Origin of the sequence: Streptomyces griseiscabiei (assembly GCF_020010925.1) — a bacterium.
GTDB lineage: Bacteria > Actinomycetota > Actinomycetes > Streptomycetales > Streptomycetaceae > Streptomyces > Streptomyces griseiscabiei.
Genome location: NZ_JAGJBZ010000001.1, coordinates 2,006,488 through 2,019,913 on the forward strand (window position 1 = coordinate 2,006,488; position 13,426 = coordinate 2,019,913).

Consider the following 13,426-nt stretch of genomic DNA (forward strand, 5'->3'; position numbering starts at 1 on the left):
GGCTCCTCCTGGTTCAGCGGTTGTCCGGGTCGAGGATCACCGAGCGGGTGAGGTGGCGGGGCCGGTCGGGGTCTAGGCCCCGGGCGGCGGCCACGGCGACCGCGAGCCGCTGGGCGCGGACCAGTTCGGCGAGCGGGTCGAGGCCGCCGGACACCCAGGCCGCGCCGGTCTCCCGCACCTGCTCGGCCAGGCCCTCGGGGGCCTCGCCCAGCATCCAGGTGGCCGTGGACCGGGTGGTGACGCTGATCGGGCCGTGCCGGTACTCCATCGCCGGGTACGCCTCGCTCCAGGCGAGCGCCGCCTCGCGCATCTTCAGCGCGGCCTCGTGGGCGAGGCCCACGGTCCAGCCCCGGCCGAGGAAGGTGAACTGGGTGCTGTCGACGAGCCCTTCGGGCAGCGGCGCCGCGAGCGCGGCGCGCGCGTCGGTGACGGCCGCCTCGGTGTGCAGGCCGAGGTGGGCGCGGAGGAGGGTGAGGGCGGTGGTGGCGAAGCGGGTCTGGACGACGGACTTCTCGTCGGCGAAGTCCAGCACGACGAGGTCGTCCGCCGCCGACGCCACGGGGGTGTGCGGGTCGGCGGTGACCGCGGTCGTGCGGGTGCGGCCCCGCAGCGCGTCCAGCAGGTGCAGCACCTCGGTGGTGGTGCCGGAGCGGGTGAGGGCGACGACCCGGTCGTAGGCCCGTCCGCCGGGGAACTCCGAGGCCGCGAAGGCGTCCGTCTCGCCCTGCCCGGACCGCTCGCGCAGCGCGGCGGCGGCCTGCGCCATGAAGTACGAGGTCCCGCAGCCGACGAGCGCGACCCGCTCGCCCGGCGCCGGCAGGACCCCGGCGTGTTCGACCGCCCCGGCGGCGGCGCGGGCCCAGCACTCGGGCTGGGTGTTCAGCTCGTCCTCGACGTGGGTCATACGGTCACCCTCCCCGGGAGATAACGCGCTCATGCTTGATCCTGCAAGATATGGTCTGCTTTCGAGCATCTTCAAGCAAGGGTTCGGACGGAAGGGGATCCCGTGTCGCGCGACGCCCGTTGGCAGACGCTGCTCGAGCTGCTCGTCGAGCGGGGGCGGCTGGACGTCGAGGAGGTGGCCGCCGAGCTGGGGGTGTCCGCCGCGACGATCCGGCGTGACTTCGACGGGCTCGCCGAGCAGCAGATGCTGGTGCGTACCCGGGGCGGGGCGGTCGTGCACGGTGTCTCCTACGAGCTGCCGCTGCGCTACAAGACGGCGCGGCGGGCCACGGAGAAGCAGCGCGTCGCGCGGGCCGTGGCGGATCTGGTCGCACCGGGCGAGGCCGTGGGGCTGACCGGGGGCACGACCACCACCGAGGTGGCGCGGGCCCTGGCCCTGCGGGGTGATCTGGCGTCCGGTGCGCCGGCGCTGACCGTGGTCACGAACGCGCTCAACATCGCGTGCGAGCTGGCCGTGCGGCCCCAGTTCAAGATCGTGGTGACGGGCGGGGTGGCCCGCGCCCAGTCGTACGAACTCGTCGGCCCGCTGGCCGGCGGTGTGCTCGACCGGATCACGCTGGATGTGGCCGTCCTCGGTGTGGTGGCCCTGGACGTCGTGCACGGTGCCGCCGCGCACGACGAGGCGGAGGCGGCCGTCAACCGGCTGCTGTGCGAGCGCGCCCGGCGGGTCGTGGTCGCGGCGGACTCCAGCAAGCTGGGGCAGCGGGCCTTCGCCTGGATCTGCGCGACGGAGTCGGTGGACACGCTGGTCACGGACTCGGCGGCGGCACCGGAGACGGTACGGCGGTTCGAGGAGGCCGGGGTGCGGGTGATCGCCGTCTGAGGCGCTCCGGGCCCGGGACACCACCGATGGCCCGGCTCCGGGTCAGTCCTGGAGCCACGGGGCCAGCAGGCCGCCCCGCTTCAGGGTGGTGAGGACCAGGGAGACATCGATCGACGCGACCTGGCGCAGCCAGGGCGAGCGGGTGACGAAGTCGTGCAGGGCGGTCTCGTCGGGGAACGCGGTGAGGACGAGGAGCTGGCGTTCACCGGTGACGAAGCTGGTGTAGCGGACATGGGCGGATCCGGCGAGGGCCGCCGTCACGGAGGCGACCTCGGCCGGGGGCGTACGGACCCGGAGGACGGCCTCGACCGGCAGGCCCAGCACCGCGGGTTCGATCACGGCGCGGATGCGGACCTTGCCCTCGCGCCGTAACGCGCCGAGACGGCGTCGCGCGGTGGCCTCCGACACACCCGAGACACGCGCCAGTTCGTCGTAGGTGCGGCGCCCGTCCTCGGCCAGGGCGTGCAGCAACAGCCGGTCGGCGCGGGAGAGTTCGGGGGACGCCTCACCGGCCGGCAGGGGGTCCGTGGCGGGTGGCGCGTCGGCGTCGGCGGGTGACGGGCCCTTCAGCGCGGCGATCTCGATCTCGGTGAGAAGGCCGGCGTGCCACTCCCGGATGGTGCGGACATGGCGGAGCACGGGGAGGGTGTGGGTCTCCACCACGCCCGGCAGACCGGCGAGTTCGTCGAGCACCAGACCCGCGAGCCGTTCGCGGGGCCAGCGCAGTTCCGCGAGGCAGTCCGGGGTGCCGGTGAGGACATGGGCGAAGACGCAGTCGGGGCGGCGGGCCAGCGCGGTGGCGGTGACCCGGGCCCGGCCGGGGGCGCAGCGGACGCCGACCACCACACTGCGGCCGCGCATCGCCATGGCCCCGATCCGGACGAGGCCGGCCTCCAGGAGCCGGGTGCCGCGGCGGACCACGGTGCGTTCGGGCTCGTCGAGGGCCGCCGCGATGCGGTGCCAGGCGGCCCGGCCGTCGATCTGCAGCGCGCTGATGATGCGCCGGTCCAGCGAATCCGTCACGGGGCCGGTCTGCGGTGCGTCCATCGGTCCCAGCCTATGGCGGATTCCGTCAACTCCGCAGGGGTTCTTGTTCCCTTCCGTCGCCGTGGCCCAGCCTGCCGTGCAGTGGAATCGCACGGTCCCGCACGGTCTCCCCGCCGTGCGGGACCGCCCCCTTCTCCCCGCCCGCTCCTCCCCTCACCCGCACACGCCGCACGAACCCATGACTCCCATGACTCCCGTGACTCCCCGATGTACGGAGATGGTTGACGTGACCGTGACTCCCGGCAGTCCCCCACGTTCCCCGGCCGCCGACTCCCCCGCACCGGCCCGGCCCGGGTCCGCCGGCACCCTGCGGGGCCGCCTGGCCCTGCTGGGTCCGGGTCTGGTGCTGGCCGCCGCCAGTGTGGGCGCGGGCGACATGGTCACCTCGCTCGCGGGCGCCGCCGGGTACGGGATGGCGCTGATGTGGGCGATCGTCATCGGTGTCGTCCTGAAGTACGCGCTCACCGAGGCGGTGGGCCGGCTGTATCTGGCGACCGGGCAGACCGTGATCGTGAGCCTGAAGTCGGCCGCCCGCTGGCTCCCGGCGGCGTTCATGCTCTTCGTCCTGGTGATCGGGCTGCTGTACGGGGCGGCGCTCAGCTCGGTGGCGTCCCTGGCGCTGTCCACGCTGTTCCCCGTACTGCCGGTCAGGCCCGTCGCCATCGTGATCGCGCTGCTCGCGGCGGCGATCGTGTACGTCGGCCGGTACACGGTGTTCGAGCGGGTGATGAGTGTCTTCATGCTCGCCAAGTTCCTCGGCATGGCCGTCCTCGCGGTGGCCACGCTCGCCACCGCCGACGATCTGCCCGGCCTGCTCGGCACCCTGCGCCCACGGCTGCCGGAGGGTGACGTGGTGACGGTGCTGGCGCTGGTCGGCGGGGTGGGCGGGACGGCCGGGATCGCCTCGTACAGCTACTGGGTGCGGGAGAAGGGCTGGGCCGACCGGAGCCGGCTGCGTCTCATGCGGGCGGACTCGGCGGTGAGTTACGGCGTCACCCTGCTGTTCGTGCTCTGTACGACGGTGGTGGGGACCGGGCTGCTGTACGGCACGGGCGGCACCATCACCGGCGGCGACGGGCTGGCCGCGCTCGCCGACCCGCTCGGCGCCGACCTGGGCTCGGTGGCGCGGGTGCTGTTCCTCGGCACGTTCTTCCTGGTGACGCTGAGCGCGCTGGTGGGCGGCTTCAACGGCCTGTGCTACATGCTCGCCGACTCGCTGCGGACGCTGCGCGGCATCCCGGACGCCGAGGCGGAGCCGCACATCGCCCAGCACGGCCGTCCGTTCCGGCTGTTCGTCCTCTACTGCGCGCTCACCTCGGTCGCCGTCACCTTCCTGGGCCGGCCGGTGTCCCTCGTCCTCACCTACGCCGCCGTCGGCTCGCTGATCCTGCCGCTGCTCTCCGGTGCGCTGCTGGTGCTGCTCAACCGCCGGAGCGTGGAGCCGGCCCTGCGCAACCGCGTCACCTCGAACGTACTGCTGGGCGGCTCCTTCGTGCTCTTCGGAGTGCTCGCGGCCGTGCAGCTCAAGGACTCCCTGGGAGGAGCGTGAACCACCTCGTGAACCACTCCGTGGACCACCTCGTCGACCGCCCCGCGCCGTCTCCGGTTCAGTACCCCGTGAACCCGACGGGCGACGCGGACCCGACGGACGACCTGTGCTTCCGGACCGCGTACGAACTCTCCGTCGCGCTCGCGCGGCGCGAGTTGTCCGCGCGGGAGGTGGTGACCGCGCATCTGGAGCGGATCGAGCGGGTGAACCCGGCGGTGAACGCGATCGTGACACTGGTCGCCGAGCGGGCGCTGGAGGAGGCGTCGGCGGCGGACGACCGGATGGCGGCCGGGGAGCCGGTCGGCCCGCTGCACGGGCTGCCCGTGGCGCACAAGGACCTGCACGACACGGCGGGCATCCGGACGACGTCCGGCTCGCCGATCTTCGCCGGGCGGGTGCCCGAGGTCGACCATCTGGTCGTGGAGCGGCTGCGGAAGGCGGGGGCGATCACCCTCGGCAAGACCAACGTCCCCGAACTGGGCCTGGGTTCGCACACCGTCAACCCCGTCTTCGGGGCCACCCGCAACCCGTACGACCTCTCCCGGAGCGCGGGCGGCAGCAGCGGCGGCGCGGGGGCCGCGCTGGCCTGCGGGATGCAGCCGATCGCCGACGGCAGCGACACCGGGGGCTCGCTGCGCAATCCCGCCTCCTTCAACAACGTCGTGGGACTGCGGCCGTCGCCCGGCCGGGTGCCGTCCTGGCCCGACAAGGCGCCCTGGGGGCAGTTGTCGGTGAAGGGGCCGATGGCCCGGACCGTGGCGGACGTCGCACTGACCCTGTCGGTGATGGCGGGACCCGACCCCCGTGATCCCCGCTCCCTGCAGACACCGGGCTCGACCTTCGCCTGGCAACTCGACGGGAATCTACGGGGGTTGCGCGTCGCCTGGTCCCCCGATCTCGGCGGGCGGGTGCCCGTGGACCCGGAGGTGCGGGAGGCGCTGCGCCCGGCGGCCGAGGTGTTCTCGGGGCTGGGCTGCGAGGTGGCGGAGGACTGCCCGGACCTGAGCGGCGCGGACGAGGTGTTCCTCGCCCAGCGTGCCTGGCAGGTGGAGCTGTCGTACGGGCCGCTGCTGGACGAGCACCGTGACCGGCTCGCCCCGGACGTGATCTGGAACATCGAGGAGGGCCGCAGGCTCGGCGGGCCCGATCTGGGGCGGGCGCAGGCGCTGCACGGCGCGCTGTTCCACCGGGTGCGGGAGTTCTTCGAACGGTACGACCTGCTGCTGCTGCCGGTCAGCCAGGTCGCGCCCTTCGACATCTCGCTGGCGTATCCGGCGGTCGTGGACGGCACGCCCATGGAGACCTATCTGGACTGGATGCGCTCGGCGTATCTGATCTCCGTCACGGGGTGCCCCGCGCTGTCCGTGCCGGCCGGGTTCACGCCGGAGGGGCTGCCGGTCGGGCTGCAGATCGTGGGGCCGCATCGGCGGGACTGGTCGGTGCTGCGGGCGGGGCACGCGTTCGAGCGGGCCACGCGGGTGGGTGAGCGGCGGCCTCCGGTCGTGGGCGCCCGGCCAGGGGTGCCGGACGCCGGTCAGTGTGAGTGATCCTCCGCCTGCCCCGGCTCCGCTGCTCCTCCCGTGCGGACCGTGAACGCGGCCGTGTGCACCTTGCCCTCGTGCTTGAAGTCGAGGAAGAGGCGGTAGGTGCCGTCGCTGGGGGCGGTGGCCGTGAAGGAGACGGTGGGGCCGGGGCGGGTCGTGCCGTCGCCGGGCTCGCCGTTCGGGTGGACGTGCAGATAGGCGAGGTCGCCGGAGCGCAGGGCGACGAGGTGGCCGTACGCGCCCAGGTAGGGCTGGAGGTCGGTGACGGGCCTGCCGTCGCGGGAGACCTTCAGCTTCAGCTCGCTCGCGGCGCCCGCGCCCAGGCCGCCGTCCAGCTCGACCTCGTAGCCGTTGACCTCGGCGGTGTCGCCCGGCGCCGGGAGCTTCGCCGGCTTGTACGTGCCCGCCGCCGCGAGGTCGGCCCCCAGTGTGAGGTTCTCGGCGTTCCTCCCGGCCGGGGTGAAGTCGGCGAAGACCCGGTAGTCGCCCGCCCTCGGCAGGTCGACGGGGGTGCTCCAGGTGCCGTCGGCGGCGCGGACGGGGTGGAGATGGCGGTAGGTGACCAGGTCGCGTGAGGCGAGGATGAGGTGGAGTTCCTTGTCGTGCTCGCGCTGGAACGCGGTGACGGCACGGCCGTCCTCGTCCCGGATGACGAACCGCAGATCGGTGCGGTGCCCGGCGGTGACGCCCGGGGTGCGCAGGTCGAGGGTGTAGCCGCCCTCCGAGATCTGCAGTCCCCCGGCCGGGGTCGAGGCGTGTCCGCCCTCCCCCGCTCCCCCGGGATCCGGTGACTGCTCGGCCTCGTCGTGGGCGGCGTCGTGAGGGGCGCTCTCCGTCGAGTCGCCGGTGTCCGAGACCACGGGTTCGACGCCCTTGCCCACGCCGTACGCGGTGCCGAACGTCGCGGCCAGCGCGGCGGCGAACGCGGTGATCCTCAGTCCGGTGTTCATGGCCGTCTCCTTCGGGTGTTCGGGGCCTCCACACAGCTCACGATACCCCTAGGGGGTATAGAGTCAAGCGGGGCGAGCGACTTGCCCACAATACCCACTGGGGGTATACAGAAGGCAGGGCGCCACCATACCCCCGCCCGGTATGTGACCGACAGTCGCGCCGCCGCCCACGACGTACGAGGAGCAGCCATGACCATCACCAGGACCGGGACCGGGACGGGACCCGCCACCGAGGTGGAGCTCGCCATCGGCGGTATGACCTGCGCCTCCTGCGCGGCCCGGATCGAGAAGAAGCTGAACCGCATGGACGGCGTCACGGCCACGGTCAACTACGCCACCGAGAAGGCGAAGGTCAGCTACGCCGACGACGTCTCGGTGGGGGATCTGATCGCCACCGTCGAGGCGACCGGCTACACGGCACGCGAGCCCGCGCCACCCGCGCGGGCCGAGCCCGACGAACCGGACACGGCACAGGACGACGAACTGCTGCCGCTGAGGCAGCGGCTGATCACGGCGGTGGCGCTGGCCGTCCCGGTCGTCGCGATGGCCATGATTCCCGCGCTGCAGTTCGAGTACTGGCAGTGGCTGTCCCTGACGCTGGCCGCGCCCGTGGTGACCTACGCCGGGTGGCCCTTCCACCGGGCCGCCTGGACCAACGCCCGGCACGGCGCCGCCACCATGGACACGCTGATCTCCATCGGCACCCTGGCCGCGTTCGGCTGGTCGCTGTGGGCCCTGTTCCTCGGGACGGCCGGCACCCCGGGCATGACGCACCCCTTCGAGCTGACCATCGTCCGGGGCGACGGCGCCGGGAGCATCTATCTGGAGGCGGCGGCCGGGGTGACCGCCTTCATCCTCGCCGGGCGCTACTTCGAGGCCCGCTCCAAGCGGAAGGCGGGCGCGGCGCTGCGGGCGCTGCTGGAACTGGGCGCGAAGGACGTCACCGTCCTCACCCCGGAAGGCGGTGAACGGACGGTCTCCGTCGCCGAGTTGAAGAGCGGCGACCGCTTCCTGGTACGCCCCGGGGAGAAGATCGCCACCGACGGGACGGTCGTCGAGGGCTCGTCCGCCGTGGACGCGTCCATGCTCACCGGCGAGTCCGTGCCCGTGGAGGTGGTGGCCGGCGACCCGGTCACCGGTGCCACCGTGAACGCGGGCGGACGCCTGGTCGTCGAGGCCACCCGGATCGGCGCCGACACCCAACTGGCCCGGATGGCGCGGCTGGTGGAGGACGCGCAGAACGGGAAGGCGGCGGTCCAGCGGCTGGCGGACCGGATCTCCGGTGTCTTCGTACCGATCGTGATCGCACTGGCCCTGGGCACCCTCGGCTTCTGGCTGGGCAACGGCGCCGGGCTCACGGCCGCGTTCACCGCGGCCGTCGCCGTACTGATCATCGCCTGCCCCTGCGCCCTGGGCCTCGCCACGCCCACCGCGCTGCTCGTCGGCACCGGGCGCGGCGCCCAGCTGGGCATCCTGATCAAGGGCCCGGAGGTGCTGGAGTCCACGCGCCGGGTCGACACCGTCGTCCTCGACAAGACCGGCACCGTCACCACCGGCCGGATGACCCTGCTGGCCGTGCGCCCCGCCGACGGGGTCGACGAGGCCGAAGTGCTGCGCCTCTCGGGCGCGTTGGAGCACGCCTCCGAGCATCCGGTGGCCCGTGCCGTCGCCGAGGGCGCGCGGGCCCGACTCGGCTCGCTGCCCACGCCGGAGGACTTCGCGAACGTACCCGGCCTGGGTGTCCAGGGGATCGTCGACGGCCGTGCGGTCCTCGTCGGCCGCGAGCGGCTCCTCGCCGAGTGGGCCATGGAGCTGCCCTCCGCGCTGCGGCGGGCCAGGGAGGCGGCGGAGGCCGCCGGGCGCACGGCCGTCGTGGTCGCCTGGGACGGCGAGGCCCGCGCGGTGCTGGAGGTCGCCGACGCGGTGAAGGAGACCAGCGCGGAGGCGGTCGCCCGGCTGCGCGCGCTCGGCCTCACCCCGATCCTGCTGACCGGCGACCACCGGGCCGTGGCCGAGTCCGTCGCCCGCGAGGTCGGGATCGCGGCCGGGGACGTGATCGCGGAGGTCCTGCCGCAGGACAAGGTCGCGGTCGTCAAGCGCCTCCAGGGCGAGGGCCGTTCGGTCGCGATGGTCGGCGACGGCGTCAACGACGCCGCCGCCCTCGCCCAGGCCGACCTGGGGCTGGCGATGGGCACGGGCACGGACGCCGCGATCGAGGCGGGCGACCTGACCCTCGTCCGGGGCGACCTGCGCGCGGCGGCCGACGCCATCCGCCTCGCCCGCCGGACCCTCGGCACCATCCGGTCCAACCTGTTCTGGGCCTTCGCCTACAACGTGGCCGCCCTGCCGCTCGCGGCGGCCGGTCTCCTCAACCCGATGATCGCCGGGGCGGCCATGGCCTTCTCCTCGGTCTTCGTCGTCGCCAACTCGCTGCGTCTGCGCACGTTCCGGGCGACGGGCTGAGCGGCTCGTACAGGACTACTCCGACGGATCCCGTCCGGGACTTCACTCACAGCGGGGGCGGGGCCTGCGCGAATTCTCCCGGAATCGCGTCAGGCCCCACGCTCCGTACTCGCCATTCACCTCTCCGTCGCGATCGGCGTATTCACGTGGAGCAATCGCGTCATTGCCGAACGCATTCGCTTCGCACGGCGTTTCGCACGGCGTTCACGCGGACGCCGAGAACTCCTCCGGGAGCGGCACGCCGTCAAAGGCCGTATCCGGAAGTGCCCCACGCGGAAGGCGAACAGGGGACGGTCCGGGATACGGAATTCGACACGTTCGCGCGGGCCGAGGTGTTCACGCGGGGTGGTCCCCGTGCATTCCGTGCGATGGACACCGCGTTCCCGCGGCCGGTCGCGGTCGGGACACCGGCCGATGACCACGGAAGGGACGCAATCGCGTCACCCTCCCACGGAAATCCGTCGGCAGGGCCCCCGGGGCCGCGGGACGGGCGCCCGTCGCCGTCGAGTCCGACGGCAGAGGCGGTACGACAGCGGTCCACCTGCCGCCGGACGACGGGCCGCCCGCCCACGAACACCCTTGCCCCGCCCGCCGCCCCCGCCTAGCCTGACTTTGTGCCGCGAATAAACAAAACCCGAACGCACAACGCCGTGCCGGGCCCCGACGACCGCGAGGGCCGCCTCGGCGACCCCGCCCGCCTCCGCCCCCTGCGCATCGCCCTCACCGCCTTCTTCGCCCTCGACGGCTTCGTCTTCGCCGGCTGGGTGGTCAGGATCCCCGCGATCAAGGAGCAGACCGGCGCCTCGCCGGGCGCGCTGGGCCTCGCGCTGCTGGGCGTGTCCGCCGGAGCGGTGATCACGATGATGCTCACCGGCCGCCTCTGCCGCCGCTTCGGCAGCCACCCGGTGACGGTCGCCTGCGCCGTCCTGCTGTCCCTCGGCGTGGCCCTGCCCCCGCTCACCCACTCGGCACTCGCGCTGGGCGCGGTCCTGCTGGTCTTCGGGGCGGCCTTCGGGAGCATCAGCGTCGCCTTCAACAGCGCCGCCGTGGACCTGGTGGCCGCGCTGCGGCGCCCGATCATGCCCAGCTTCCACGCCGCGTTCAGCCTGGGCGGCATGGTCGGGGCCGGCCTCGGCGGCCTGGTCGCGGGCTCCCTCTCCCCCACCCGCCACCTGCTCGGCATCACCCTCGTCGGGCTGCTGGTGACCGCCCTGGCCGCCCCCACCCTGCTGCGCCACGAACCCCCGGTGCCCCGGGACCGCGCGCCCGAGCGGGGCACCGGGGAGAGCGGCCCCGGCCGCCTGGACGGCCGTACACGCGGTCTCGTGGTCGTCCTCGGCGTGATCGCCGGATGCACGGCGTACGGCGAGGGGGCGCTGGCCGACTGGGGCGCCCTGCATCTGAAGGCGGACCTGGGCACCTCGCCGGGTGTCGCGGCGACCGGTTACACGTGTTTCGCGCTCGCCATGACGATCGGCCGGCTCAGCGGGACGGCCCTGCTCGAACGGCTGGGCAGGACCACGGTGCTCGTCGCCGGCGGCGCGACCGCGACGGCCGGAATGCTGCTCGGCGCCCTCGCCCCCTCGGTGTGGGCGACCCTCCTCGGCTTCGCGGTCACCGGTCTGGGGCTCGCCAACATCTTCCCCGTGGCCGTCGAACGGGCCGGGGCGCTGGCCGGTCCCGGCGGGGTGGCCACCGCCTCCACGCTCGGCTATCTGGGCATGCTGCTCGGCCCGCCCGCGATCGGCTTCATGGCCGAATGGTTCTCTCTGCCCACCGCGCTCACGAGCGTCGCGGCACTCGCCGCGTTCGCCTCCCTCATCGCGTTCGCCACTCGCCGCTCGACCGCGAAATGACCACTCACCGTTGCCTCGTGGCACCTCGCGGTGCATGAAGTCGGCCGTAAGTCAGCCCTCCGAGAACATGAGGCAACCATTCAGTCGTTCGATTCGTATAACTCCCTGGAGGCACCGCGACCCGGCCTGACAGAGGGCGGCCGGAGCGTCACCATCCGCTTTACCGGATGGTCCCGAACAAGGAGAATCGATGCGACTGTTCGTGCTCAACTACGCTCGCTCCGCTGAGCAGTTGGAGTTCAGCGCTCCGTACACCTACGACTCCGGGCTGCAGTTGAACGTGCTGGCCGACGGGCGGATAGCCGCTCATGACCAGGGTCTTATGCGGGAATTGGGGGCGACGACCTCCACCGCGGGTTCGAAGACCCATTTCGACGACTGAACGCGGACCGGCGACGATGACGGTGCTGATCCTCACCTGCGAACAGGATGTGACGGCGGACCTGGTGGTAGCCCGGCTCAACGGGACCGGCGTCCAGGTGGTCCGGCTCGATCCCGCCGATCTGCCGGGCGGGGTGGCGCTCTCCGGCGAGTACGTGCACGGCGCCTTCCGGGGGCATCTGTCGGCCGGGGGGCGCCTGGTCAGCATGAGCGGGCTGCGGTCGATCTGGCTGCGCCGGCCGGGCGTGCCGGCCAGCGGGGTCGCCGAGCCGTCCGCCTGGCTGACCGAGGAGTCCTCGCAGGCGCTGTACGGCATGCTGCGCGGCACGGGCGCCCGCTGGATGAACGACCCGGACGCCGCCCGGCGGGCCCGCCACAAGCCCTGGCAGCTCCGGCACGCCCAGCGCTGCGGGCTGCCCGTACCGGCCACGCTGATCACCACGTTCCCGCAGGCCGCCCGCGACTTCGCCGAGCGCTTCCCGGACCTGGTGGTGAAGCCCGTCTCCGGCACCCATCCGCAGGAGCCGGCCCGGACGGTGCCGACCAGCCGGATCGCGCCCGGCACCGACTTCACCGCCGTCGCGTTCGGCCCGACGCTGCTGCAGCGCCGGATCGCCAAGACCGCCGACATCCGGCTCACCGTCGTCGGCGACCGTATGCTGGCCGCCCGTAAGACGGTCTCCCCGGACGCGCACCCCGACGAGGTCGACGTCCGCTTCGCCCCCTCCACCGCGCCCTGGCAGCCGGTCGACGTCCCGGCCCGTACCGCCACGGCCGTGCGCACCTATCTCCGCGACGCCGAACTCTCCTACGGGGCCTTCGACTTCGCGGAGGACGCGGACGGGATCTGGTGGTTCCTGGAGTGCAACCAGTCCGGCCAGTTCGGGTTCGTGGAGATGGACACCGGCCAGCCGATCGCGCACAGCGTCGCCGAGTGGCTGGCACACGGGGAACCGGCAGCGGGAACACGCCACGACAACCAGATCCGCGCCACCCCCTGACTCTCCCCACGGACGCTGCCCACGCCGAACGCCCTTCGTCCGGCAGACTCACCCCATGGAGATCGCCGAGCACATCAGAGTCCTGGACGAGGAGGGCCGGCTGCTCGCCGCGGCCGCGCGCAAGGCCGGTACCGGCGCCGAGGTCCCGACCTGCCCCGGGTGGCGGGTACGGGACCTCCTGCGGCACACGGGAAGCGTGCACCGCTGGGCCACGGCCTTCGTCGCCGAGGGACACCGCTCGCCGCGCCCTGTCCCGGACGAGCCCGGCCTGGACGGCGACGCCCTGCTGACCTGGTTCGAGGAGGGGCACCGGCGGCTCGTCGACACCCTGCGCGCCGCCCCCGCCGACCTCGACTGCTGGAGCTTCCTGCCCGCCCCCTCCCCACGGGCCTTCTGGGCCCGCCGCCAGGCCCACGAGACGGCCGTGCACCGCGCCGACGCTGAGTCCGCGCTCGGGGGCGAACCCGGCCAGCCCGCCGTGGACTTCGCCGTCGACGGCATCGACGAACTGCTGCGCGGCTTCCACGCCCGTGCCCGGAGCCGGGTGCGCACCGAGGCTCCCCGCGTCCTGCGGGTACGGGCCACCGACACGGACGCCGTCTGGACCGTACGGCTGTCCCGGGAACCGCCCGCGGCCGAGCGGGTGGCGGCGGCGGAGGCGGGGGACGCCGACTGCGAGATCGCGGGCCCGGCACCCCGGCTGTACCTGTCCCTGTGGAACCGGCTCCCCCTCCCCGCCGTCAGCGGCGACCCCGCGCTCGCGGCCCTGTGGCGCGAGACCTCGGGCGTCGGCTGAGCCGGGACCGCCGCGCGCCCCCGGCCCGGCCGGGGCGCGCCCCAACTCCTCGG

Annotated in this window: 11 protein-coding genes; 8 read left to right on the forward strand and 3 right to left on the reverse strand. The window is 73.5% G+C overall.

Features of this window, described 5'->3' with window-relative positions:
* Positions 1 to 13 precede the first annotated feature (13 nt).
* Entirely contained in the window at positions 14 to 904 is an 891-nt protein-coding gene (locus J8M51_RS08730) for an SIS domain-containing protein (RefSeq protein WP_086760966.1), read from the reverse strand.
* 102 nt (positions 905 to 1,006) lie between these two features.
* On the opposite strand from J8M51_RS08730, the gene J8M51_RS08735 reads away from it, so the two are divergent.
* On the forward strand, positions 1,007 to 1,786 hold the full coding sequence (locus tag J8M51_RS08735) for a DeoR/GlpR family DNA-binding transcription regulator (RefSeq protein ID WP_086760968.1): 780 nt from the start codon (positions 1,007 to 1,009) through the stop codon (positions 1,784 to 1,786).
* A 42-nt stretch (positions 1,787 to 1,828) separates the two neighbouring features.
* Here J8M51_RS08735 and J8M51_RS08740 read toward each other — a convergent pair whose 3' ends face one another.
* Positions 1,829 to 2,833, reverse strand: a complete 1,005-nt coding sequence (locus tag J8M51_RS08740) for an Lrp/AsnC family transcriptional regulator (protein WP_267299082.1) — start codon at positions 2,831 to 2,833, stop codon at positions 1,829 to 1,831.
* A gap of 217 nt (positions 2,834 to 3,050) precedes the next feature.
* Here J8M51_RS08740 and J8M51_RS08745 point away from each other — a divergent pair, with 217 nt between their 5' ends.
* Both J8M51_RS08745 and J8M51_RS08750 read left to right on the forward strand, forming a co-directional pair.
* The gene (locus J8M51_RS08745) at positions 3,051 to 4,382 is read left to right on the forward strand and encodes an Nramp family divalent metal transporter (protein ID WP_216587469.1); all 1,332 of its coding nucleotides are present in this window, start codon (positions 3,051 to 3,053) and stop codon (positions 4,380 to 4,382) included.
* Positions 4,379 to 5,929, forward strand: coding sequence for an amidase (locus tag J8M51_RS08750; protein ID WP_398855772.1), 1,551 nt, complete (start codon positions 4,379 to 4,381; stop codon positions 5,927 to 5,929). The genes J8M51_RS08745 and J8M51_RS08750 overlap by 4 nt, the downstream gene beginning before the upstream one ends.
* Here the strand turns inward: J8M51_RS08750 and J8M51_RS08755 are convergent.
* Positions 5,917 to 6,876, reverse strand: coding sequence for a hypothetical protein (locus J8M51_RS08755; protein WP_086756712.1), 960 nt, complete (start codon positions 6,874 to 6,876; stop codon positions 5,917 to 5,919). The two genes, J8M51_RS08750 and J8M51_RS08755, sit on opposite strands and share 13 nt — an antisense overlap.
* A 189-nt stretch (positions 6,877 to 7,065) precedes the next feature.
* Between J8M51_RS08755 and J8M51_RS08760 the strand changes: the two genes are divergently transcribed.
* From J8M51_RS08760 to J8M51_RS08780, 5 genes are all read left to right on the forward strand, one after another.
* Positions 7,066 to 9,339 (forward strand): heavy metal translocating P-type ATPase, encoded by a 2,274-nt coding sequence (locus tag J8M51_RS08760; protein WP_086756710.1) that lies wholly within the window; start codon positions 7,066 to 7,068, stop codon positions 9,337 to 9,339.
* Between the two features lie 650 nt (positions 9,340 to 9,989).
* Positions 9,990 to 11,195, forward strand: a complete 1,206-nt coding sequence (locus J8M51_RS08765; protein WP_267299083.1) for an MFS transporter — start codon at positions 9,990 to 9,992, stop codon at positions 11,193 to 11,195.
* Positions 11,196 to 11,385: 190 nt separating this feature from the next.
* On the forward strand, positions 11,386 to 11,577 hold the full coding sequence (tgmA, locus tag J8M51_RS08770) for a putative ATP-grasp-modified RiPP (RefSeq protein WP_033525738.1): 192 nt from the start codon (positions 11,386 to 11,388) through the stop codon (positions 11,575 to 11,577).
* Between the two features lie 16 nt (positions 11,578 to 11,593).
* The gene (gene tgmB / locus J8M51_RS08775) at positions 11,594 to 12,577 is read left to right on the forward strand and encodes an ATP-grasp ribosomal peptide maturase (protein WP_086760012.1); all 984 of its coding nucleotides are present in this window, start codon (positions 11,594 to 11,596) and stop codon (positions 12,575 to 12,577) included.
* Between the two features lie 55 nt (positions 12,578 to 12,632).
* Positions 12,633 to 13,373 carry a maleylpyruvate isomerase family mycothiol-dependent enzyme gene (locus J8M51_RS08780; protein WP_267299084.1) on the forward strand — a complete coding sequence of 247 codons (741 nt, stop codon included), beginning with the start codon at positions 12,633 to 12,635 and terminating at the stop codon, positions 13,371 to 13,373.
* Positions 13,374 to 13,426: the final 53 nt, after the last annotated feature.

Coding starts and splice junctions, on each gene's coding strand:
- J8M51_RS08730 (WP_086760966.1), bottom strand. CDS start 904: ATGACCCACGTCGAGGACGAGCTGAACACCCAGCCCGAGTGCTGGGCC.
- J8M51_RS08740 (WP_267299082.1), bottom strand. CDS start 2,833: ATGGACGCACCGCAGACCGGCCCCGTGACGGATTCGCTGGACCGGCGC.
- J8M51_RS08745 (WP_216587469.1), top strand. CDS start 3,051: ATGGTTGACGTGACCGTGACTCCCGGCAGTCCCCCACGTTCCCCGGCC.
- J8M51_RS08755 (WP_086756712.1), bottom strand. CDS start 6,876: ATGAACACCGGACTGAGGATCACCGCGTTCGCCGCCGCGCTGGCCGCG.
- J8M51_RS08760 (WP_086756710.1), top strand. CDS start 7,066: ATGACCATCACCAGGACCGGGACCGGGACGGGACCCGCCACCGAGGTG.
- tgmA (WP_033525738.1), top strand. CDS start 11,386: ATGCGACTGTTCGTGCTCAACTACGCTCGCTCCGCTGAGCAGTTGGAG.
- tgmB (WP_086760012.1), top strand. CDS start 11,594: ATGACGGTGCTGATCCTCACCTGCGAACAGGATGTGACGGCGGACCTG.
- J8M51_RS08780 (WP_267299084.1), top strand. CDS start 12,633: ATGGAGATCGCCGAGCACATCAGAGTCCTGGACGAGGAGGGCCGGCTG.